The sequence below is a fragment of the Aeoliella sp. genome, from assembly GCF_965227375.1.
Lineage (GTDB): Bacteria > Planctomycetota > Planctomycetia > Pirellulales > Lacipirellulaceae > Aeoliella.
Genome location: NZ_CBDDFX010000001.1, coordinates 1,314,218 through 1,327,636, shown reverse-complemented (window position 1 = coordinate 1,327,636; position 13,419 = coordinate 1,314,218). Strand labels below are relative to the sequence as shown.

At 61.2% G+C, this 13,419-nt stretch carries 12 protein-coding genes; 9 read left to right on the top strand and 3 right to left on the bottom strand.

Going from position 1 to position 13,419, the window contains the following annotated elements:
• Positions 1 to 9: 9 nt before the first annotated feature.
• Complete coding sequence (locus tag ACQK2L_RS05500) at positions 10 to 1,023, bottom strand: alpha/beta hydrolase (RefSeq protein ID WP_425395927.1); 1,014 nt, start codon at positions 1,021 to 1,023, stop codon at positions 10 to 12.
• A gap of 97 nt (positions 1,024 to 1,120) precedes the next feature.
• Here ACQK2L_RS05500 and ACQK2L_RS05495 point away from each other — a divergent pair, with 97 nt between their 5' ends.
• Entirely contained in the window at positions 1,121 to 2,059 is a 939-nt protein-coding gene (locus ACQK2L_RS05495) for a DMT family transporter (RefSeq protein WP_425395926.1), read from the top strand.
• A gap of 83 nt (positions 2,060 to 2,142) precedes the next feature.
• Positions 2,143 to 2,871 (top strand): methyltransferase family protein, encoded by a 729-nt coding sequence (locus ACQK2L_RS05490; RefSeq protein WP_425395925.1) that lies wholly within the window; start codon positions 2,143 to 2,145, stop codon positions 2,869 to 2,871.
• 8 nt (positions 2,872 to 2,879) lie between these two features.
• Here ACQK2L_RS05490 and ACQK2L_RS05485 read toward each other — a convergent pair whose 3' ends face one another.
• Positions 2,880 to 4,847, bottom strand: a complete 1,968-nt coding sequence (locus ACQK2L_RS05485; RefSeq protein ID WP_425395924.1) for a SpoIIE family protein phosphatase — start codon at positions 4,845 to 4,847, stop codon at positions 2,880 to 2,882.
• Between the two features lie 202 nt (positions 4,848 to 5,049).
• Between ACQK2L_RS05485 and pyk the strand changes: the two genes are divergently transcribed.
• The 6 genes from pyk (at position 5,050) to ACQK2L_RS05455 (ending at position 8,802) form a co-directional block, all read left to right on the top strand.
• On the top strand, positions 5,050 to 6,477 hold the full coding sequence (gene pyk / locus ACQK2L_RS05480) for a pyruvate kinase (protein ID WP_425395923.1): 1,428 nt from the start codon (positions 5,050 to 5,052) through the stop codon (positions 6,475 to 6,477).
• Between the two features lie 157 nt (positions 6,478 to 6,634).
• Positions 6,635 to 6,889, top strand: a complete 255-nt coding sequence (locus ACQK2L_RS05475) for a GlsB/YeaQ/YmgE family stress response membrane protein (RefSeq protein WP_425395922.1) — start codon at positions 6,635 to 6,637, stop codon at positions 6,887 to 6,889.
• Positions 6,890 to 6,968: 79 nt separating this feature from the next.
• The gene (locus ACQK2L_RS05470) at positions 6,969 to 7,295 is read left to right on the top strand and encodes a hypothetical protein (protein WP_425395921.1); all 327 of its coding nucleotides are present in this window, start codon (positions 6,969 to 6,971) and stop codon (positions 7,293 to 7,295) included.
• Positions 7,296 to 7,309: 14 nt separating this feature from the next.
• Positions 7,310 to 7,858 (top strand): RNA 2'-phosphotransferase, encoded by a 549-nt coding sequence (locus ACQK2L_RS05465; RefSeq protein WP_425395920.1) that lies wholly within the window; start codon positions 7,310 to 7,312, stop codon positions 7,856 to 7,858.
• Between the two features lie 50 nt (positions 7,859 to 7,908).
• Positions 7,909 to 8,499, top strand: coding sequence for a DUF6000 family protein (locus ACQK2L_RS05460; protein WP_425395919.1), 591 nt, complete (start codon positions 7,909 to 7,911; stop codon positions 8,497 to 8,499).
• A gap of 42 nt (positions 8,500 to 8,541) precedes the next feature.
• The gene (locus ACQK2L_RS05455; protein ID WP_425395918.1) at positions 8,542 to 8,802 is read left to right on the top strand and encodes a hypothetical protein; all 261 of its coding nucleotides are present in this window, start codon (positions 8,542 to 8,544) and stop codon (positions 8,800 to 8,802) included.
• 15 nt (positions 8,803 to 8,817) lie between these two features.
• Here the strand turns inward: ACQK2L_RS05455 and ACQK2L_RS05450 are convergent, their stop codons facing one another.
• Entirely contained in the window at positions 8,818 to 10,725 is a 1,908-nt protein-coding gene (locus ACQK2L_RS05450; RefSeq protein WP_425395917.1) for a polysaccharide lyase family 8 super-sandwich domain-containing protein, read from the bottom strand.
• Between the two features lie 472 nt (positions 10,726 to 11,197).
• Here ACQK2L_RS05450 and ACQK2L_RS05445 point away from each other — a divergent pair, with 472 nt between their 5' ends.
• Positions 11,198 to 13,390 carry a hypothetical protein gene (locus ACQK2L_RS05445; RefSeq protein ID WP_425395916.1) on the top strand — a complete coding sequence of 731 codons (2,193 nt, stop codon included), beginning with the start codon at positions 11,198 to 11,200 and terminating at the stop codon, positions 13,388 to 13,390.
• Positions 13,391 to 13,419 lie beyond the last annotated feature (29 nt).

Sequence of the window (13,419 nt, the reverse complement as noted above, 5' to 3'; positions counted from 1 at the left end):
TGATGCCAGTCACCCCGCCAGCGCTCGTGACAATCTCGGTAGCGAAACGTCGTACCGATAGCTCACGTCGGTGTGCCCGTCGGGGAAGAGTTCCATTTCGTGCTCGATTCCGGCGGCTGTGAGTTTCTTGCTCATGACGCGCGTGCCCACCGCGAAATTCAAATCGTCCCAGTAGCCGCAGTCGAGATAGATGTAGTTCATTTGGCGATACGCTTGGAGGTATTCCGGGCGGTCGATCATGCGCACGGGATCCCATTCGAGCCAGCGTTGCCAAATTTCGTCGACCAGCGCGCCGGTCTCTTCGTCGATTGGCAAGTGAAAACCGCGCGGAGCCGACAGGTCGGGCGCGTAGGCGGCGCCGTAGCAGAGCATGCCGATTGGACCCCAGAAGTCGCGGTGTGTCTTGGGTTTGAAGCCAGGGATTTTGGTGATAAACGCTTCGATGCCACCGTGTTTGCGGAACGTTTCGAACAGGTACGCCAGGTCGGGCAGCAGGCCGAATTCGAAGTAGATGTCGCCGCTGTGCGACGCCAGGGCCGAGAACAGTTCCGGGTGACGCATCCCCTGAACCATGGTGCCGTAGCCGCCGCTCGATTTGCCCACGAGGCCGCGGTGCTGGCGGTCGGCGAGCGTGCGGAAGTTGGTGTCGACGTAGGGAATGATCTCCTGCGTGATGTAGTCCTCGTAGTTGCCCAGGGCCGGCGTGTTGAGGAACTGCGCGCCGCCGAACAAGGTGAAGCAGTCGGGCACCACCGCGATGATCGGCTCGGCCTCGCCGGTGGCGATCAAGCGATCGAGTCGCTCGAAGAAGTTCTCTCCCCAAGCCACCGAGTTGAGCATCATTGGCGCCGAGGTACCGTGCCCGGTGAGGTTGTAGATCACCGGGAATCGCCGCTGGGGCTCGTCGTCGTACCCTGGCGGCAAGTACACTGGCAGCATCCGCCGTGTGGGATCGCCCGGCAGGTTGTCGGCGAGGATCGTGCTATCGAGCCAGGGGGTTTCGAGTCGTCCAGCGAGTTGCATAGGGGGCTCCAAGACCTAAAGTACAAGCGGCACGAACCTTCGCCAGTTGGGCGCTGTCCCTCCCGCGTCCCCCAGTTTCCACCGACGAGTCCCACTCTTGCAAGCCGCCGCCGACGAAGCCTGTGCCACCGCGCCCGCCACCCGCTACGCCTCGGGGGTAGTGCTGGCGATTGGGGGCACGTTTCTGTTCGCGCTGAAGAGCATCTTCATCAAGCTGGCGTTCGCCGCCGGGGCGGAGCCCACCGTGCTGCTCTCACTGCGGATGGGAATCGCGCTGCCGCTGTACGTGGTGGTGCTGTGCTACTCGTGGCGGTCGGTCCAGACGAACAGCGCCACGTGGCGACGCGACGTACCGCTCGCTTTGGTGCTGGGTTTCTTGGGGTATTATCTCGCCTCGTACCTCGATTTGTGTGGGCTCACGCACATCAGCGCGCAGCTCGAGCGCCTGACGCTGTTTACCTACCCGACGATGATTGCCGTGCTGGCGGCGATGTTCCTGGGCGAGCGACTTACACCAAGAATCGTCGCTGCGCTCGCGCTTAGCTACGCGGGCGTGTGGTTGATGTACGGGCAGGAGAAACTCATCGCTTCGACACAGTCGCGCGACGAGGTAACGATCGGCGTGCTGTTGGTATTGGGTTCGGCGCTCAGCTACTCGCTGTACATACTGTTCGCCAAGCCAATCATGCAGCGGATTGGTAGCCGGCAGTTCACCAGCCTGGCGATGATCGGCAGCACTGGCTTCGTGGCCGCCCACTTCTTGGCGACTCGCTCGCCGGCCGTGCTGGCCGAGCTGCATCCGATTGTCTATCTGTATGGCGTCGTTTTGGCGTTTGTCTGTACGGTGCTGCCGAGCTTCATGATCAACGAGTCGATCGTCCGCATCGGCGCCACTCGCACCACGGTGATCGGCACCGCAGGACCAGTGCTGACGGTGCTGCTGGCGGTGGCGGTGCTGCATGAGCCGACGAGCGTGTATCACGCGGTGGGACTGCTGCTGGCGATCGTGGGAGTGAGCCTGGTGGCGGTGAAGTAGGCTTCTTCTGGCCTTTGGCTGTAACAACAGCTACCCTGGTCCGTACGAGAACCATCCCTTACCCCAAATCAGGAGGTTTTCTGATGATCCGCGTTGCTGCGTTGCTATACGGCTTGGTTTCATACGCCATTGGCCTGGGCGGGTTGACCCTGTTCATGGTGTTCGCCGGCGGGTGGGGCTATCCCCAAGACATTAACGCACCAGCGACGGCCAGTTGGCCCCTGGCGCTAACGATCAACGTCGCTTTGCTGCTGCTGTTCGCGGTGCAACACTCGGTCATGGCCCGACAGCCGTTCAAAGAGCAGCTTACGCAAATCCTTCCAAACGGCGTTGAGCGAAGCACCTACGTGCTGATGTCGGGCGTCGTCTCGATCATCCTGTGCTTCTTCTGGCAGCCAATGAACGGCATGATTTGGAAAATCGAGATGCCGGCCGCGCGGGTCGCACTGTTCGCCCTGCAGATCTTCGGCTGGCTGTTCGCCGTGTCGGCGTCGTTCATGATCAACCACTTCGAACTGTTCGGCCTGCAGCAGGCGCATGCCTATGCCAAAGGCCGCGACGTCACCACTCCCGCGTTCACCACGCGATTCGGTTACCGGCTGGTCCGCCATCCGATTCAGCTGGGCATCGCTATCGGCCTGTGGGCGACTCCCACCATGTCGCTCTCGCACCTGGTGCTGGCGATTGGCATGGGAATGTACATTCGCTTCGGCTTGATGCTCGAAGAACGCGACCTCACCGATCAGTACGGGCAGGAGTATCTCGACTACCAACAGCGCGTGCGGATGCTGATTCCGATCCCGCGCGGCTAGAGTGTTGGCTACAGCACCTTGGCGACAACAAACGTCAGGTCGTCGTCCTGACTGGCGCCGCCACGGTGCGTGGCCAACGACTGGCGAATCGCCTGGCTGATTTCCTCGGCCGACTTTGTGGCATTCGCGCGGATCACGTCGCGCGCCCGCTCGACGCCGTACTGCTCGCCAGATTCGTTCATCGCTTCCTCGAGACCATCGGTCGAGGCCAATAGAATCGCTCCCGGCCGGATGTCGTTCTGGGTGTACTCGGTGTAATGCTCACCCTCCATCAACCCCAACGGCAGGCCACCGCCGTCGAGTTCGGGGAAGGTGCCGGTTGTCGGGTCGTACACCACCGGCGGGCCATGCCCGGCCGAGGCCCACCGCAGTTGATCGCGACCGCCAGAGATGGTCATGAGCAGCATGGTCATGAAACGCTCGCCGTTGGTGTCCACCACCAGCATGTCGTTCAGGTGCGTGAGGAAGTCGGCCAGCGAACCCGATTCCGCGCAGCGACTCCGCAGAATGCCCCGCGCGGTGGCCATCAACAACGCGGCCGCCACGCCGTGCCCCATGACGTCGCCAATCACCAGCACGGCGGTGTCCTCGTCGGTGCCCGAGACGTCGAGAAAGTCGTAGTAGTCGCCGCCGGTTTCGTCGCAATAGGTGCTGTGGCCGGCGATGTCGAGTTGACGCATCTCTGGCGCTTCGGCTGGCAATAGATTGCGCTGTACTTCCATGGCCAGCGACAGCGACCTCTGCATCCGGATGCGATCCTGCAGGCCTTCGGCCATCTTGTTGATCTCACTCGCCAGGTTCGAGTACTCCGGTGCGTGGCGAATGTCGATTCGCGTGTCGAGGTCGCCCTGACCGATCCGACGCACGGCGGTCACCAGTCGCGTGAGCGGATCGACCAGCCACCGCGCGGCCAACAAGCCTAGCACCACCGCCGCGGCCACGGCCAGCAAGCTGGTGACCCAACTGCGGGCGAACGCCGCCTCGATGCTGGCGGTGAAGTCGCTCTCGGGGACAATGGTCAGCAACGTCCAGTCGAGCCCGACGTCGCCGCCGACCTTGGATGAGCGGATGTAGTAGGTCTCGCCGTCCTGTTCGAAGCGGTTGGGCTCGTTCTGCTCCATGCTTCCGCCGGTCGCCCTGTTGCCAGCAGTCGCCACCAGCGGATTGGCAGAGTCGGAGGTGGTGAGTCGCTCGCCTTTGTCCGACACGATGCGTGCATCGCTCGACGTAGCGAGCAAACGCCCGTCGGGCGAGAGCAACATCGCCACGCCGGTCTTGCCGACTTTGAGTTTGCCGAGGTAGGTCGACAAGTCGTTGAGCGAATAATCGGCATCGACGATGCCAAGCAGTTGATCGCTGTCGTCGTACAGGGGAATACCGTACGAGATGCCCAGCGTGGTGCCCTGGCTGTCTTCGCCGCCGACCCACACGTAGGGCTCGCTCCAGGTGGCCTGTTTTGCATCGCGGGGTGCTTGGAACCAGGGCCGAGTCGTCACATCGAAGTCAAAACTGTTCTTCGAGTCGGTGATCGGTTGGCCTTGGGAGTCGAGTTGCCATTCCTCCATAGTGGAGCTGTTGCCATCGGACTTCAGCGCCCAGTAGAAGCTGCCGTCGGCGTAGCGACTCACCCAAGCCGACCGGCCATCGGGACCACCCCACGCGATAGCGCTGAGCATGTCGAACGCCTTGGACTCCTCGACGAACGACTCGCGCCATGCGGACAGGTCGTCCACTTCCAACGCGCCGCTCTCGACCAGGTGTTCGTTCACCTCGCACACCCGCACTGGAACCGAGAGGACATCGGATATCTTGGTGGCAATGGCGTTGTGAATCTGCTCGATGTTCTGTTCGGCCAGCTCGGCGACCGCCTGTTGCGACTGCCGGTTCCACTTTGTCGACAGCCACAAGCCCACCACCAGCACGGGAATGCCAAACAGCAGTGGCGCCAGCACTCGGATCGGCAATCGGGTGAGCATAGTCGTGTGGCAACCGCGTGGAGGAAAGCTGGATGAATCAATTCGCGTCCCAGGATAACAGGTTGCGCTGGTGCGGTTCACCCACCCGGCACACGGCGGCAACCCACGATCGACCGCGGTGGCCAAAACCATTAGAATGCCAGCGGCCCGAACATCGCTAGGTCCGCGGGTAAACAGCAGGCGAACTTCCCTCAGGTGCTTTATGAAGTCGCCTCGTTACTATCGACATACAAAAATCATCGCCACGCTCGGGCCCGCCACCGAATCGCGGGAGATGCTCGAGAAGCTCATCGCCGCCGGCGTCGATATCCTGCGCCTGAACATGGCCCACGCCAGTCGCGAATGGGTCACCAACACCGTGCAGCGAATCCGCGAGGTGTCGGACAAGCTAGAGCGGCACGTTGCGGTGATGATGGACATCAAAGGGCCGGAGATTCGCACCGGCGATGTCGACGGTCTGGTAGACCTGAAGGCTGGCGACCTGATCGATTTTCACGTCCGCTCGGCCGAACCGTCGGGCGACGAGGTGCTGAGCGTGTCGGTGAACTATCCCGACCTGCCAGCCGACGTCGAGGTGGGACAGATCGTGCTCGTAGATAGCGGGCTGTTGCGGCTGCGGGTGATCAACAAGGACGAGCACCACGTCCGCTGCCAGGTGCTCACGCCCGGCCAACTCGGATCGCGGCGGCACATCAACCTGCCGGGCGTGCACATTAGTTTGCCGTCGCTCACCGAAAAGGACCGCGAGGACCTGGCCGCCGGCGTCACCGCCGGCATCGACTTCGTGGCGCTATCGTTCGTCCGCCAGGCGAGCGACGTGCAGATACTGCGCTCCTTCCTCGACGAGTTGGGCTGCGACGCACGGATCGTCTCGAAGATCGAAGAACAAGCCGGCGTGCGGAACATGCGCGAGATCATCCGCGCGTCGGACGCAATCATGGTCGCCCGCGGCGACTTGGGCATCGAAATCGAATACCACCAACTGCCGCTGGTGCAGACCGAACTGGTCCGCGCGTGCCAGGCCGAAGGCAAGCCGGTGATCATCGCGACGCACCTGTTGGAATCGATGGTCTCGGCGCCGATGCCGACCAGGGCGGAGATCTCCGACATCTCCAACGCGGTCCGCGAACAAGCCGACGCGGTGATGCTCTCCGGCGAGACCACCACCGGCGCGTACCCGCTCGAGGCTGTGGAGGTTTTCAAGAACATCATCGAGAGCATCGAGCCCAAGGTCGACACCCAGCTCAATTCGTGCATTGTGCTGCGAGAACCGAAAGCCAAAATGCTCCGTTCGTCCGCCACGCTGGCGCAGGAACTCGGCAACTCGGGCATCGTGGTGTTCACTCGCAGCGGCTTCCTGGCTTACGTGCTCGGCGCGCTGCGCCCGCGCGGCGTGCCGATCTTCGCGTTCACCGACGTGGAGCACGTATTCCACCAACTACTCTTGCCGTGGGGCGTGGAACCGTTCCTGATGGAGTTTTCGGACGACCCGGAGAAGACCATCCAAGACGCCTTGGCGTACCTGAAACGACGCGACTGGTGCGAAACCGGCACTTGGCTCGTGGTGATCACCAACGTGCTGGTCGGCGATAAAGTGATCGATAGTCTGCAGTTAAGACAAGTAGACTAAGAAGAAGTTAACGAATGCCTGCGGGCGAAAAAGGTCCACGCGGCGCCCGCAATACTTGCAATGTCGTGCGCATGGGTTGAAGATAAAGGAGACGCCGACGGCATTCTCCTCAGCCGCTGATCGGCGGCCTCCCTCTTCTCTCCTTGCGAGGTTAGTCATGAACGTCATGGGTTTGCTGGTTGCGCTGCTAATTGGTGCGGTGTGCGGGTTCCTGGCCGGAAAAATCGTCAGGGGCCACGGTTTCGGCCTCGTAGGCAACATCGCCGTTGGTATCGTGGGCGCTCTGTTGTTCGGCCTGTTGTTTGGCAACTTCAGTTTGTTCGGCGAATCCATCCTGAACGAAATCGCCGGAGGAACGCTTGGCGCGGTGATCTTGCTGCTGGTAATCGGACTGTTCAAGAAAGCTACGTAAACCGTTCCAAACCCTAGCGCGAACAACTCATCGCTCCGTATTGTCTTGCTTTGCGCGGCGAGTTGGGGATACTGAACCCATGCGATACATCCTGCCTGCGATTTTGCTGGTGATTGGGGTCCTCCTGTTGGGCGTGGCGGTTGTCGCCTACATGCAGTTGAAGGCTATGGCTGCACTGCCAAATGTGCCCAACATGGAGGACTACCCGGCGGTGACGTTGATTGCGTCCGACTTGTGGGAGGCGGCTGCCAATCCAAACAACGGTGCACCGCCCAAACCTCAGGAACTCGCCTCGCAAACCATGCGTCGCATCGGGCAGATTGGCTTCGCCGGCGCCGTGTTGGCGGTGTTGGGACTTCTGCTGGGCGCGATTTCCCCCCGACGCGCTAAATCCATAGGAGTGTAGTTCGTACGCCGCCGATGAATCCTCAGCAACTCAAGCAGATCAGCAAACGACTTAGCTACGTACTTCGACATCGCCCCGACTCGGTAGGGCTGGAGCTGCAAGAAGGGGGCTGGGTGGAGGTGGACCAGCTGCTCGCCGCGCTCGCGCAAGCTGGCAAGCGGGTGTCACCGGAAGTACTGGACGAAGTGGTCCGCGACAACGACAAGCAGCGGTTCGAGTTCTCCGAAGATCGCCAGCAAATCCGCGCCCGACAGGGCCATTCCACCGAGGTCGACCTCGGCTACCAGCCCGCCGACCCGCCCGAGCTACTGTACCACGGCACCGCCACGCGGTACCTGGATTCGATCATGGCCGAAGGCCTGGTGAAAGGCCGCCGGCACCACGTGCACCTCTCGACCAACCGAGAAACCATGCTGCAAGTTGGCGCCCGCCACGGCAAGCCGGTCGTGCTGTGGGTAGCCGCCCAGCAGATGGTCGCCGCGGGTCACGAATTCTTTGTGACCGGCAACCAGGTGTGGCTCACCGAGCACGTGCCGCCGGAGTTTTTGGGGGTGGATGAGTGAATTAGCTCGCCCGTCATGGCGCATAGGGCAACTAGTTGGAGGAGCACCGTTTGGACAGAGCCTTCATCGATAAATGGGTCTCACCCTTCTACCCGAACATACTTCACGGCAACTACACTTCGGACCGAGAAGTCGGCCAAAAGCGTGAGCAGTTCAACGCCAATGTACGCGCCGCGCTCGAGTCGATCACGCCGGAGATAGCCGCGCGATTGATTGGCGACGCATGGCGCGAAGCGATCACGGGAAGTTGGTTGGCTGGCCTCAAGCCATTGGTGAAGTGCCGCGACCTGATTGGCGAGGTGCTGCTGGCTTCGAGGTCTTGCTACCAAGGCCAGTCCCACGCGTTCGCTATGGCGTGCTTTGCCGATGACGCGAGCATCGATTATCTGAAACAGTACCTCAATACGTACCTGCGCCAAATCGACTGCTACTACGACCAAGACTGGGCCATGCCGGCACTGATGTGGATCGACGGTCGGCGCGGTACCAACCATGCGGAGGAGTTTCTCGCCCCAGGCGGTTTGTGGGACTACTTTACCAGTGGGAAGATCTCCGACGACAATCACGCGTGGACCATTGAGAGCTGCCAAACACAGTTTTGGGAAAGCATGGAGTACTGTCAGAGACATTTCTTAAGCTAGCTTTCTGGCGTAAGCCACGATGGCACACATGGTTCTTCAAGCATGAACTACCAACCCCTCCACGTCGACCGCGACCACTATTACTCCGTCGGCATCGACGAAGAGTCTGGTGAGTACCTGATGGAAGTCGTGATTACCTGGATCGCTTGGTACAGCATCTACTTCCGGCTGCTGCCGGAGGAAGTGGAAGCGTTCAAACACGACTCGGATGCTCTGCGTGAGTTGTCGTACGAACTCGCCAAGGACCGCGGCAACGAGAAGTTCAAGGACCGAGTGGTCCTCAACGAGCGGCCCGGGCGGTAGGTACTCACCCGGCTTTCACTGCAGCTCAATCGTAGCGACGCGACCGTCGGGCGGGGTTTGTACTCGATAGTCCTGTCCTTGATGGCGAAGCACGAGGGAACCTCCTTGATGCGTGGGGTCGCATACGTAGGCAGTGTCGCCACGGACCATCACCAGGCAGGGTTGGTCCACGGCCACGTCGGCGACCTCGCCAGGTTCGTAGAAGGCGATGAGCGTCGGTCCATTCTCGAACCCGACGGCTTGCAGCTGTTTGGTGTTCGACAGCACGTTCCAGGTTGGTTGCTGGGCAAGCGATTGCAGCTTCCGACGGCTGGCGTCGAGAACCAGGGCGTAGCCAGTCGCGCGGAGCGGCGACGGGTGGTGCAGCCGAACATTCAACACCGGCTCGGTAACGGGTGGATCGTCTTCCTGAGAGTAGCGGCTGTTGATGTCCGACCAGCGACCCGTTTGATCGCCGGCCCGCACCCATAGTGCTTCGTCTTCGAGCGGCATGTAACCAAACCCGTTGTGCAGCAGCCACTGTCCGGGCTCGAGCTGGCACTCCGTGGTGTTTAGCGCCGTGGCGGGACCGCGCGGTGAGCCGGTGGTCGCGACACCGCGGAAGCGACACTGGTCGAGCGACGTAACCGCCCCAGCCCGATGCTGGGTGTCCCAGCCGGCGAGCAGGCACACCACCAGGTCGTCGTGGAAAAACCAAGCCTTGTTGACCGATAGCACTTGGCGGGCGCCCTGCTTCCTCGCGTAAGGCATGACGGTCATGCCGCTCGTTTGGTCGCTGACCGCGCCGACGAACGGTTGCTCGGCGTCCAGCTTCGTGCGGTCCGCTTCCTCATCGAGCACAGTCACGCCGGGTAGGTGCCGCCACTCGAGCACGGGTTGCAGCCCGTTGTATTCGCTTCCGTCGCGAATCAGGTAGCAGTCTCCGCCACACAGATAGGGCGTGCCTTTGAGGTTCTCGCCGTTGACCTGCTCCGTGATCCGCGTGCGGTTAGAGGCGGTTTTCAGGAAGACGGTCGCGTCGTGGCGGTGGTGGGTCGTGAAGTTGCCGATCCGCCAGTGGCGATGACCGACCAGCGGCGGGACTTGGCCCTCCTGGCGGAGGCGAAACTGCTCGACTTCCGCCCGACGCTGTGGTTCGAGGAGTTCCCAGTACTTCAGTTCGTGCCGCAGGTCGCTGTTCGTCAGACGCCCCTTACGAGCGAACGCCCGATCGATGGTGCCCGGTGCGGTGTGGATACCGCGGACCATCCATTGGGGGCCCTCCAGCAAATACTTCGTGAACAGCGCTCGTTTCTCGGCCGGCATCGCAAGTGGCGTATCGTGAAACTGCCAAGCCAGCTCCACCGCAATCCGTAGATAAGACTTGCCGTAGCTGAAGTTGTGCAGCCGTGGGCCGTGCTGGAAGTAGGAGCCGTCCTCCTGAATTCCCTCGCGTCCATTGTCTTTGACTTCCTGCCAGGTGCTCGCAATGGCTCTCTCCAAGTACTTGTCGTTGCCGGTCAGGCACGCGTAGTGGATTGCTAGCTCGGCGCTCCACATCAAGTTGGCGCCCGTGCCGCGCAAGTCGTGTTGCCGCACCACCTGCAGCGCAGCTCGGCGCTGCTCGTCGTCCAGCTCATCGCCGCACAGTACGACCACGTCACGCACCACGCGCGGCACGCCAATCTCGTTCCACCACCAGTTGGAACACTGCGGGCGATGCTGCAACCAGTAGTCCAGCGATTTGTGCAACGCAGGATAAATGGTGGGATCGGAGTGCAGCGGATGCGAAGGAGTTTCGGCCACATGCGCCAGCGCCACCATGCGCAGGAGATGCCGTACCGACGGCCAACCCGAGGGGTGATCGCTGGCGTAGTCGATGTCGGGCCAGGATCCGTCGTCCGAAAGTTTGTCGACGCTTTCTCGGATGGAATCCTCATCCAACGGGCCACAGTCCCTGCGTGGCTGCTCGATCAGGATGTCTCGGTACCTCGACAGCACCAGTTGGTGTAGTTCGGAATTTGGGCTCGCACTGCAATTCACAGCGCACAAAAAACTAGCCAACGCGAACCATGCGGCTCTGCTTGAAGAGAACATACCGCGCCTCATCGGTTTGGCCGCCGAGGTGGGAACGCACAGGGCGTCGGGGGCGGCTTGGTGGGGTAATCGATTACCTCTAGTTGAGCAGAGTGGCGGAGCAGATGCAAACTCAGAGCGTGGTTCGGACACTCGTCAGCAGGAGCAGCCAGCGGCTTTCTCTCGGATTTCTGCTAATGTCGTCCAGCCTTGCTGATTCGCTGTAACAAGTCTGCGCACTTCGGCTGTTTACTGATGCAGTTCAAGCGCCCCCGTTATGCGCATAGCAGCGAATCAACTGTCGACGACTACAACCAGGCCCACCGGAATGCCCCAGCTCTTGAGACGTTTCCTAGTTCTCTGTGCACTGCTTGCCTTTGGAAGCGCGTGCCCTTGGTCGCCATGCCGGGCGTGGGAAACGGTTCCTGCGGTCGATCTCGCGACGATCGATCCGACGCTGCTGACGGACGCCGAGGTGGACCGGATCACGCTCAACAACGCGTACTCGTTTCAGTACTACTTGGGACACTTCGCCGAGTTGGCTAATTCGGTCATCGAAACCGGTCCCGAGCGTGGTTACATCAGCTTGCCAATCTGGCGGAATCCCAGTGAGTCGTTTAACGCTCGCGTGATGGAGAACCACACGGCGCTGGCTTACTTCTATTCGACCAACCGCCCTTGGAATCCGTACTACAACTCGCCAGCGGTGCGGGAGCGTTTGGAGGCGTCGCTCGAGTTCCTGATCGACAGCCAAAGCTCTGCAGGTTGGTTCGCCGAGTACAGTCCCGGTGGCTACAACGTGCCCGCCACAGCGTTCGCCACGCGCTACCTGGGCGAGACGCTTCGGCTGCTGGAAAGTGGGCCCGGCATTGATCCGACAATCATGCAGGCCACGCGCGATGCCGATCGGGCCGCCATCATGGGGATGCTCACCTCCAACAGCGCCTACAACGTTGGCAGAACGGCGAGCAACCAGTATGGCGGAGTGTTCGGCGGTGCCTTGGAGTACCTGGACCTGTACCCCGACGAAGAAATCGCCACCTTGCTTCAGCAGCGGATGACCACGGCCGATGCCGACTTTCAAAGTCCGGCCGGCTACTACTACGAACGGGGTGGCGCCGACTGGGGATACAATCTCCGGACCCACGAAGGCAACACCCGAATCGCCTATCACCACGCTCGCGGCACTGCCATCGGCGATCTTATCGTGGAGGGAGAGGAGAGGTTCTTCGATTGGATCTCGTACAACGCGGTGCCGATTCCGGGGCAGCCGGAGTACTTGCTGAACAGGGCCATCGAAACTCGGCGGCAGTTCCCCACGATGGAACTCTTGGACTACTCGCCGGGAGAAGAGGTGGAACTGGCCAGGGCGTTCAGCATCAGCGTCGAGGAGCAGCAAGCACGAATCGCCGCGATTCGTGCGGATAACGCGGTGAACTGGACGTCTATCGAGCCGCTACTAGCGGGCACGGCTACTTACAGTCCCTCTGCCTTTGTCTACCTAAACAACTACCAATGGCATCCCACCGACGCCCAAAAGCAGGCCGCGATCGATAGCCTGCCCTACATGGCTTCGGATCGCTTTGTCCACCAACGAGCCGATGGAGGCGCTAACGCATCGGAAGGAACCTATGTCCGCCGCGACGACTACTACGCGGCCTTCAACGCCGGAAACGTCTTGGCTAGCCAACAGCGGTTTGGACTGGGGCTGCTCTGGAATCCCGAGGTCGGTGCGTTCATTCAATCGCAGACGGGAAGCCAGAGCTTTGCTTGGGGAACTCGCAGCAATGGCGCCAGCAACGTCTACGAGGCCTCCGCGCTCAACCCGCAGTATCTGCTGGATGGCCAAGCCTTCAACGCAGTCGCCGGCGCGACGGACCTGCCTGATGGAACTCTCTCTGCATCCTATCTGCTGAGTGGCAACGGCAACAAAATGGTCAGCTTTGGCGACGAAGCGATTCACGTCGAAGTCATCCACAGCGGTAGCTTCACCGAACAGATTCCCCTCTTGTTGCTGGAAAGCGATACGCTGTTCGTCTCCAACGAGGTGGTTCGTATCGTACGCGGAGAAGTGACGATGGAGATCCAGATGACTGGAGCCTCGTCCGTGGAGTTGCTCAACAGCTCAACCGAGTTTTCCGGCTATCAACTCGCCGGAATCGCCATCGAATCGAGCGGCTCGCTCGACTATCTGCTCACCTTTCCCGAGACCCTGTTAAACGGCCTGATGGGCGACGTGAATCAGGATGGGTTGATTACCGCGGGCGACGTCGACGCCTTTCTGGATGGGTGGAACACCGTGCTGCCTTCGGACACCGATCTGGTAGCGTGGTCCAAGGGCGACCTGAACCTCGACCGCCAGCACGACCTGGACGACGCCCTGCTGCTTTACTTCGCACTCCAGCAAGCCGGCTTGCCGGCTAACTTCTTCGGGCAGTTGAACCCAGTGCCTGAGCCCTCCAGCGTGGTCATCCTGGCGACGGCTTGTCTTGCCGCAGGCGTTCTGAGCAGGCGGTCCCACAAGTTGCACTAACATGCTACTTCCCGCACCTATGGGCGACT

Bases quoted from the DNA above. Each gene is read 5' to 3' on its own strand.
- ACQK2L_RS05500 (WP_425395927.1), bottom strand. From the start codon at position 1,023: ATGCAACTCGCTGGACGACTCGAAACCCCCTGGCTCGATAGCACGATC.
- ACQK2L_RS05490 (WP_425395925.1), top strand. From the start codon at position 2,143: ATGATCCGCGTTGCTGCGTTGCTATACGGCTTGGTTTCATACGCCATT.
- ACQK2L_RS05485 (WP_425395924.1), bottom strand. From the start codon at position 4,847: ATGCTCACCCGATTGCCGATCCGAGTGCTGGCGCCACTGCTGTTTGGC.
- pyk (WP_425395923.1), top strand. From the start codon at position 5,050: ATGAAGTCGCCTCGTTACTATCGACATACAAAAATCATCGCCACGCTC.
- ACQK2L_RS05475 (WP_425395922.1), top strand. From the start codon at position 6,635: ATGAACGTCATGGGTTTGCTGGTTGCGCTGCTAATTGGTGCGGTGTGC.
- ACQK2L_RS05470 (WP_425395921.1), top strand. From the start codon at position 6,969: ATGCGATACATCCTGCCTGCGATTTTGCTGGTGATTGGGGTCCTCCTG.
- ACQK2L_RS05465 (WP_425395920.1), top strand. From the start codon at position 7,310: ATGAATCCTCAGCAACTCAAGCAGATCAGCAAACGACTTAGCTACGTA.
- ACQK2L_RS05455 (WP_425395918.1), top strand. From the start codon at position 8,542: ATGAACTACCAACCCCTCCACGTCGACCGCGACCACTATTACTCCGTC.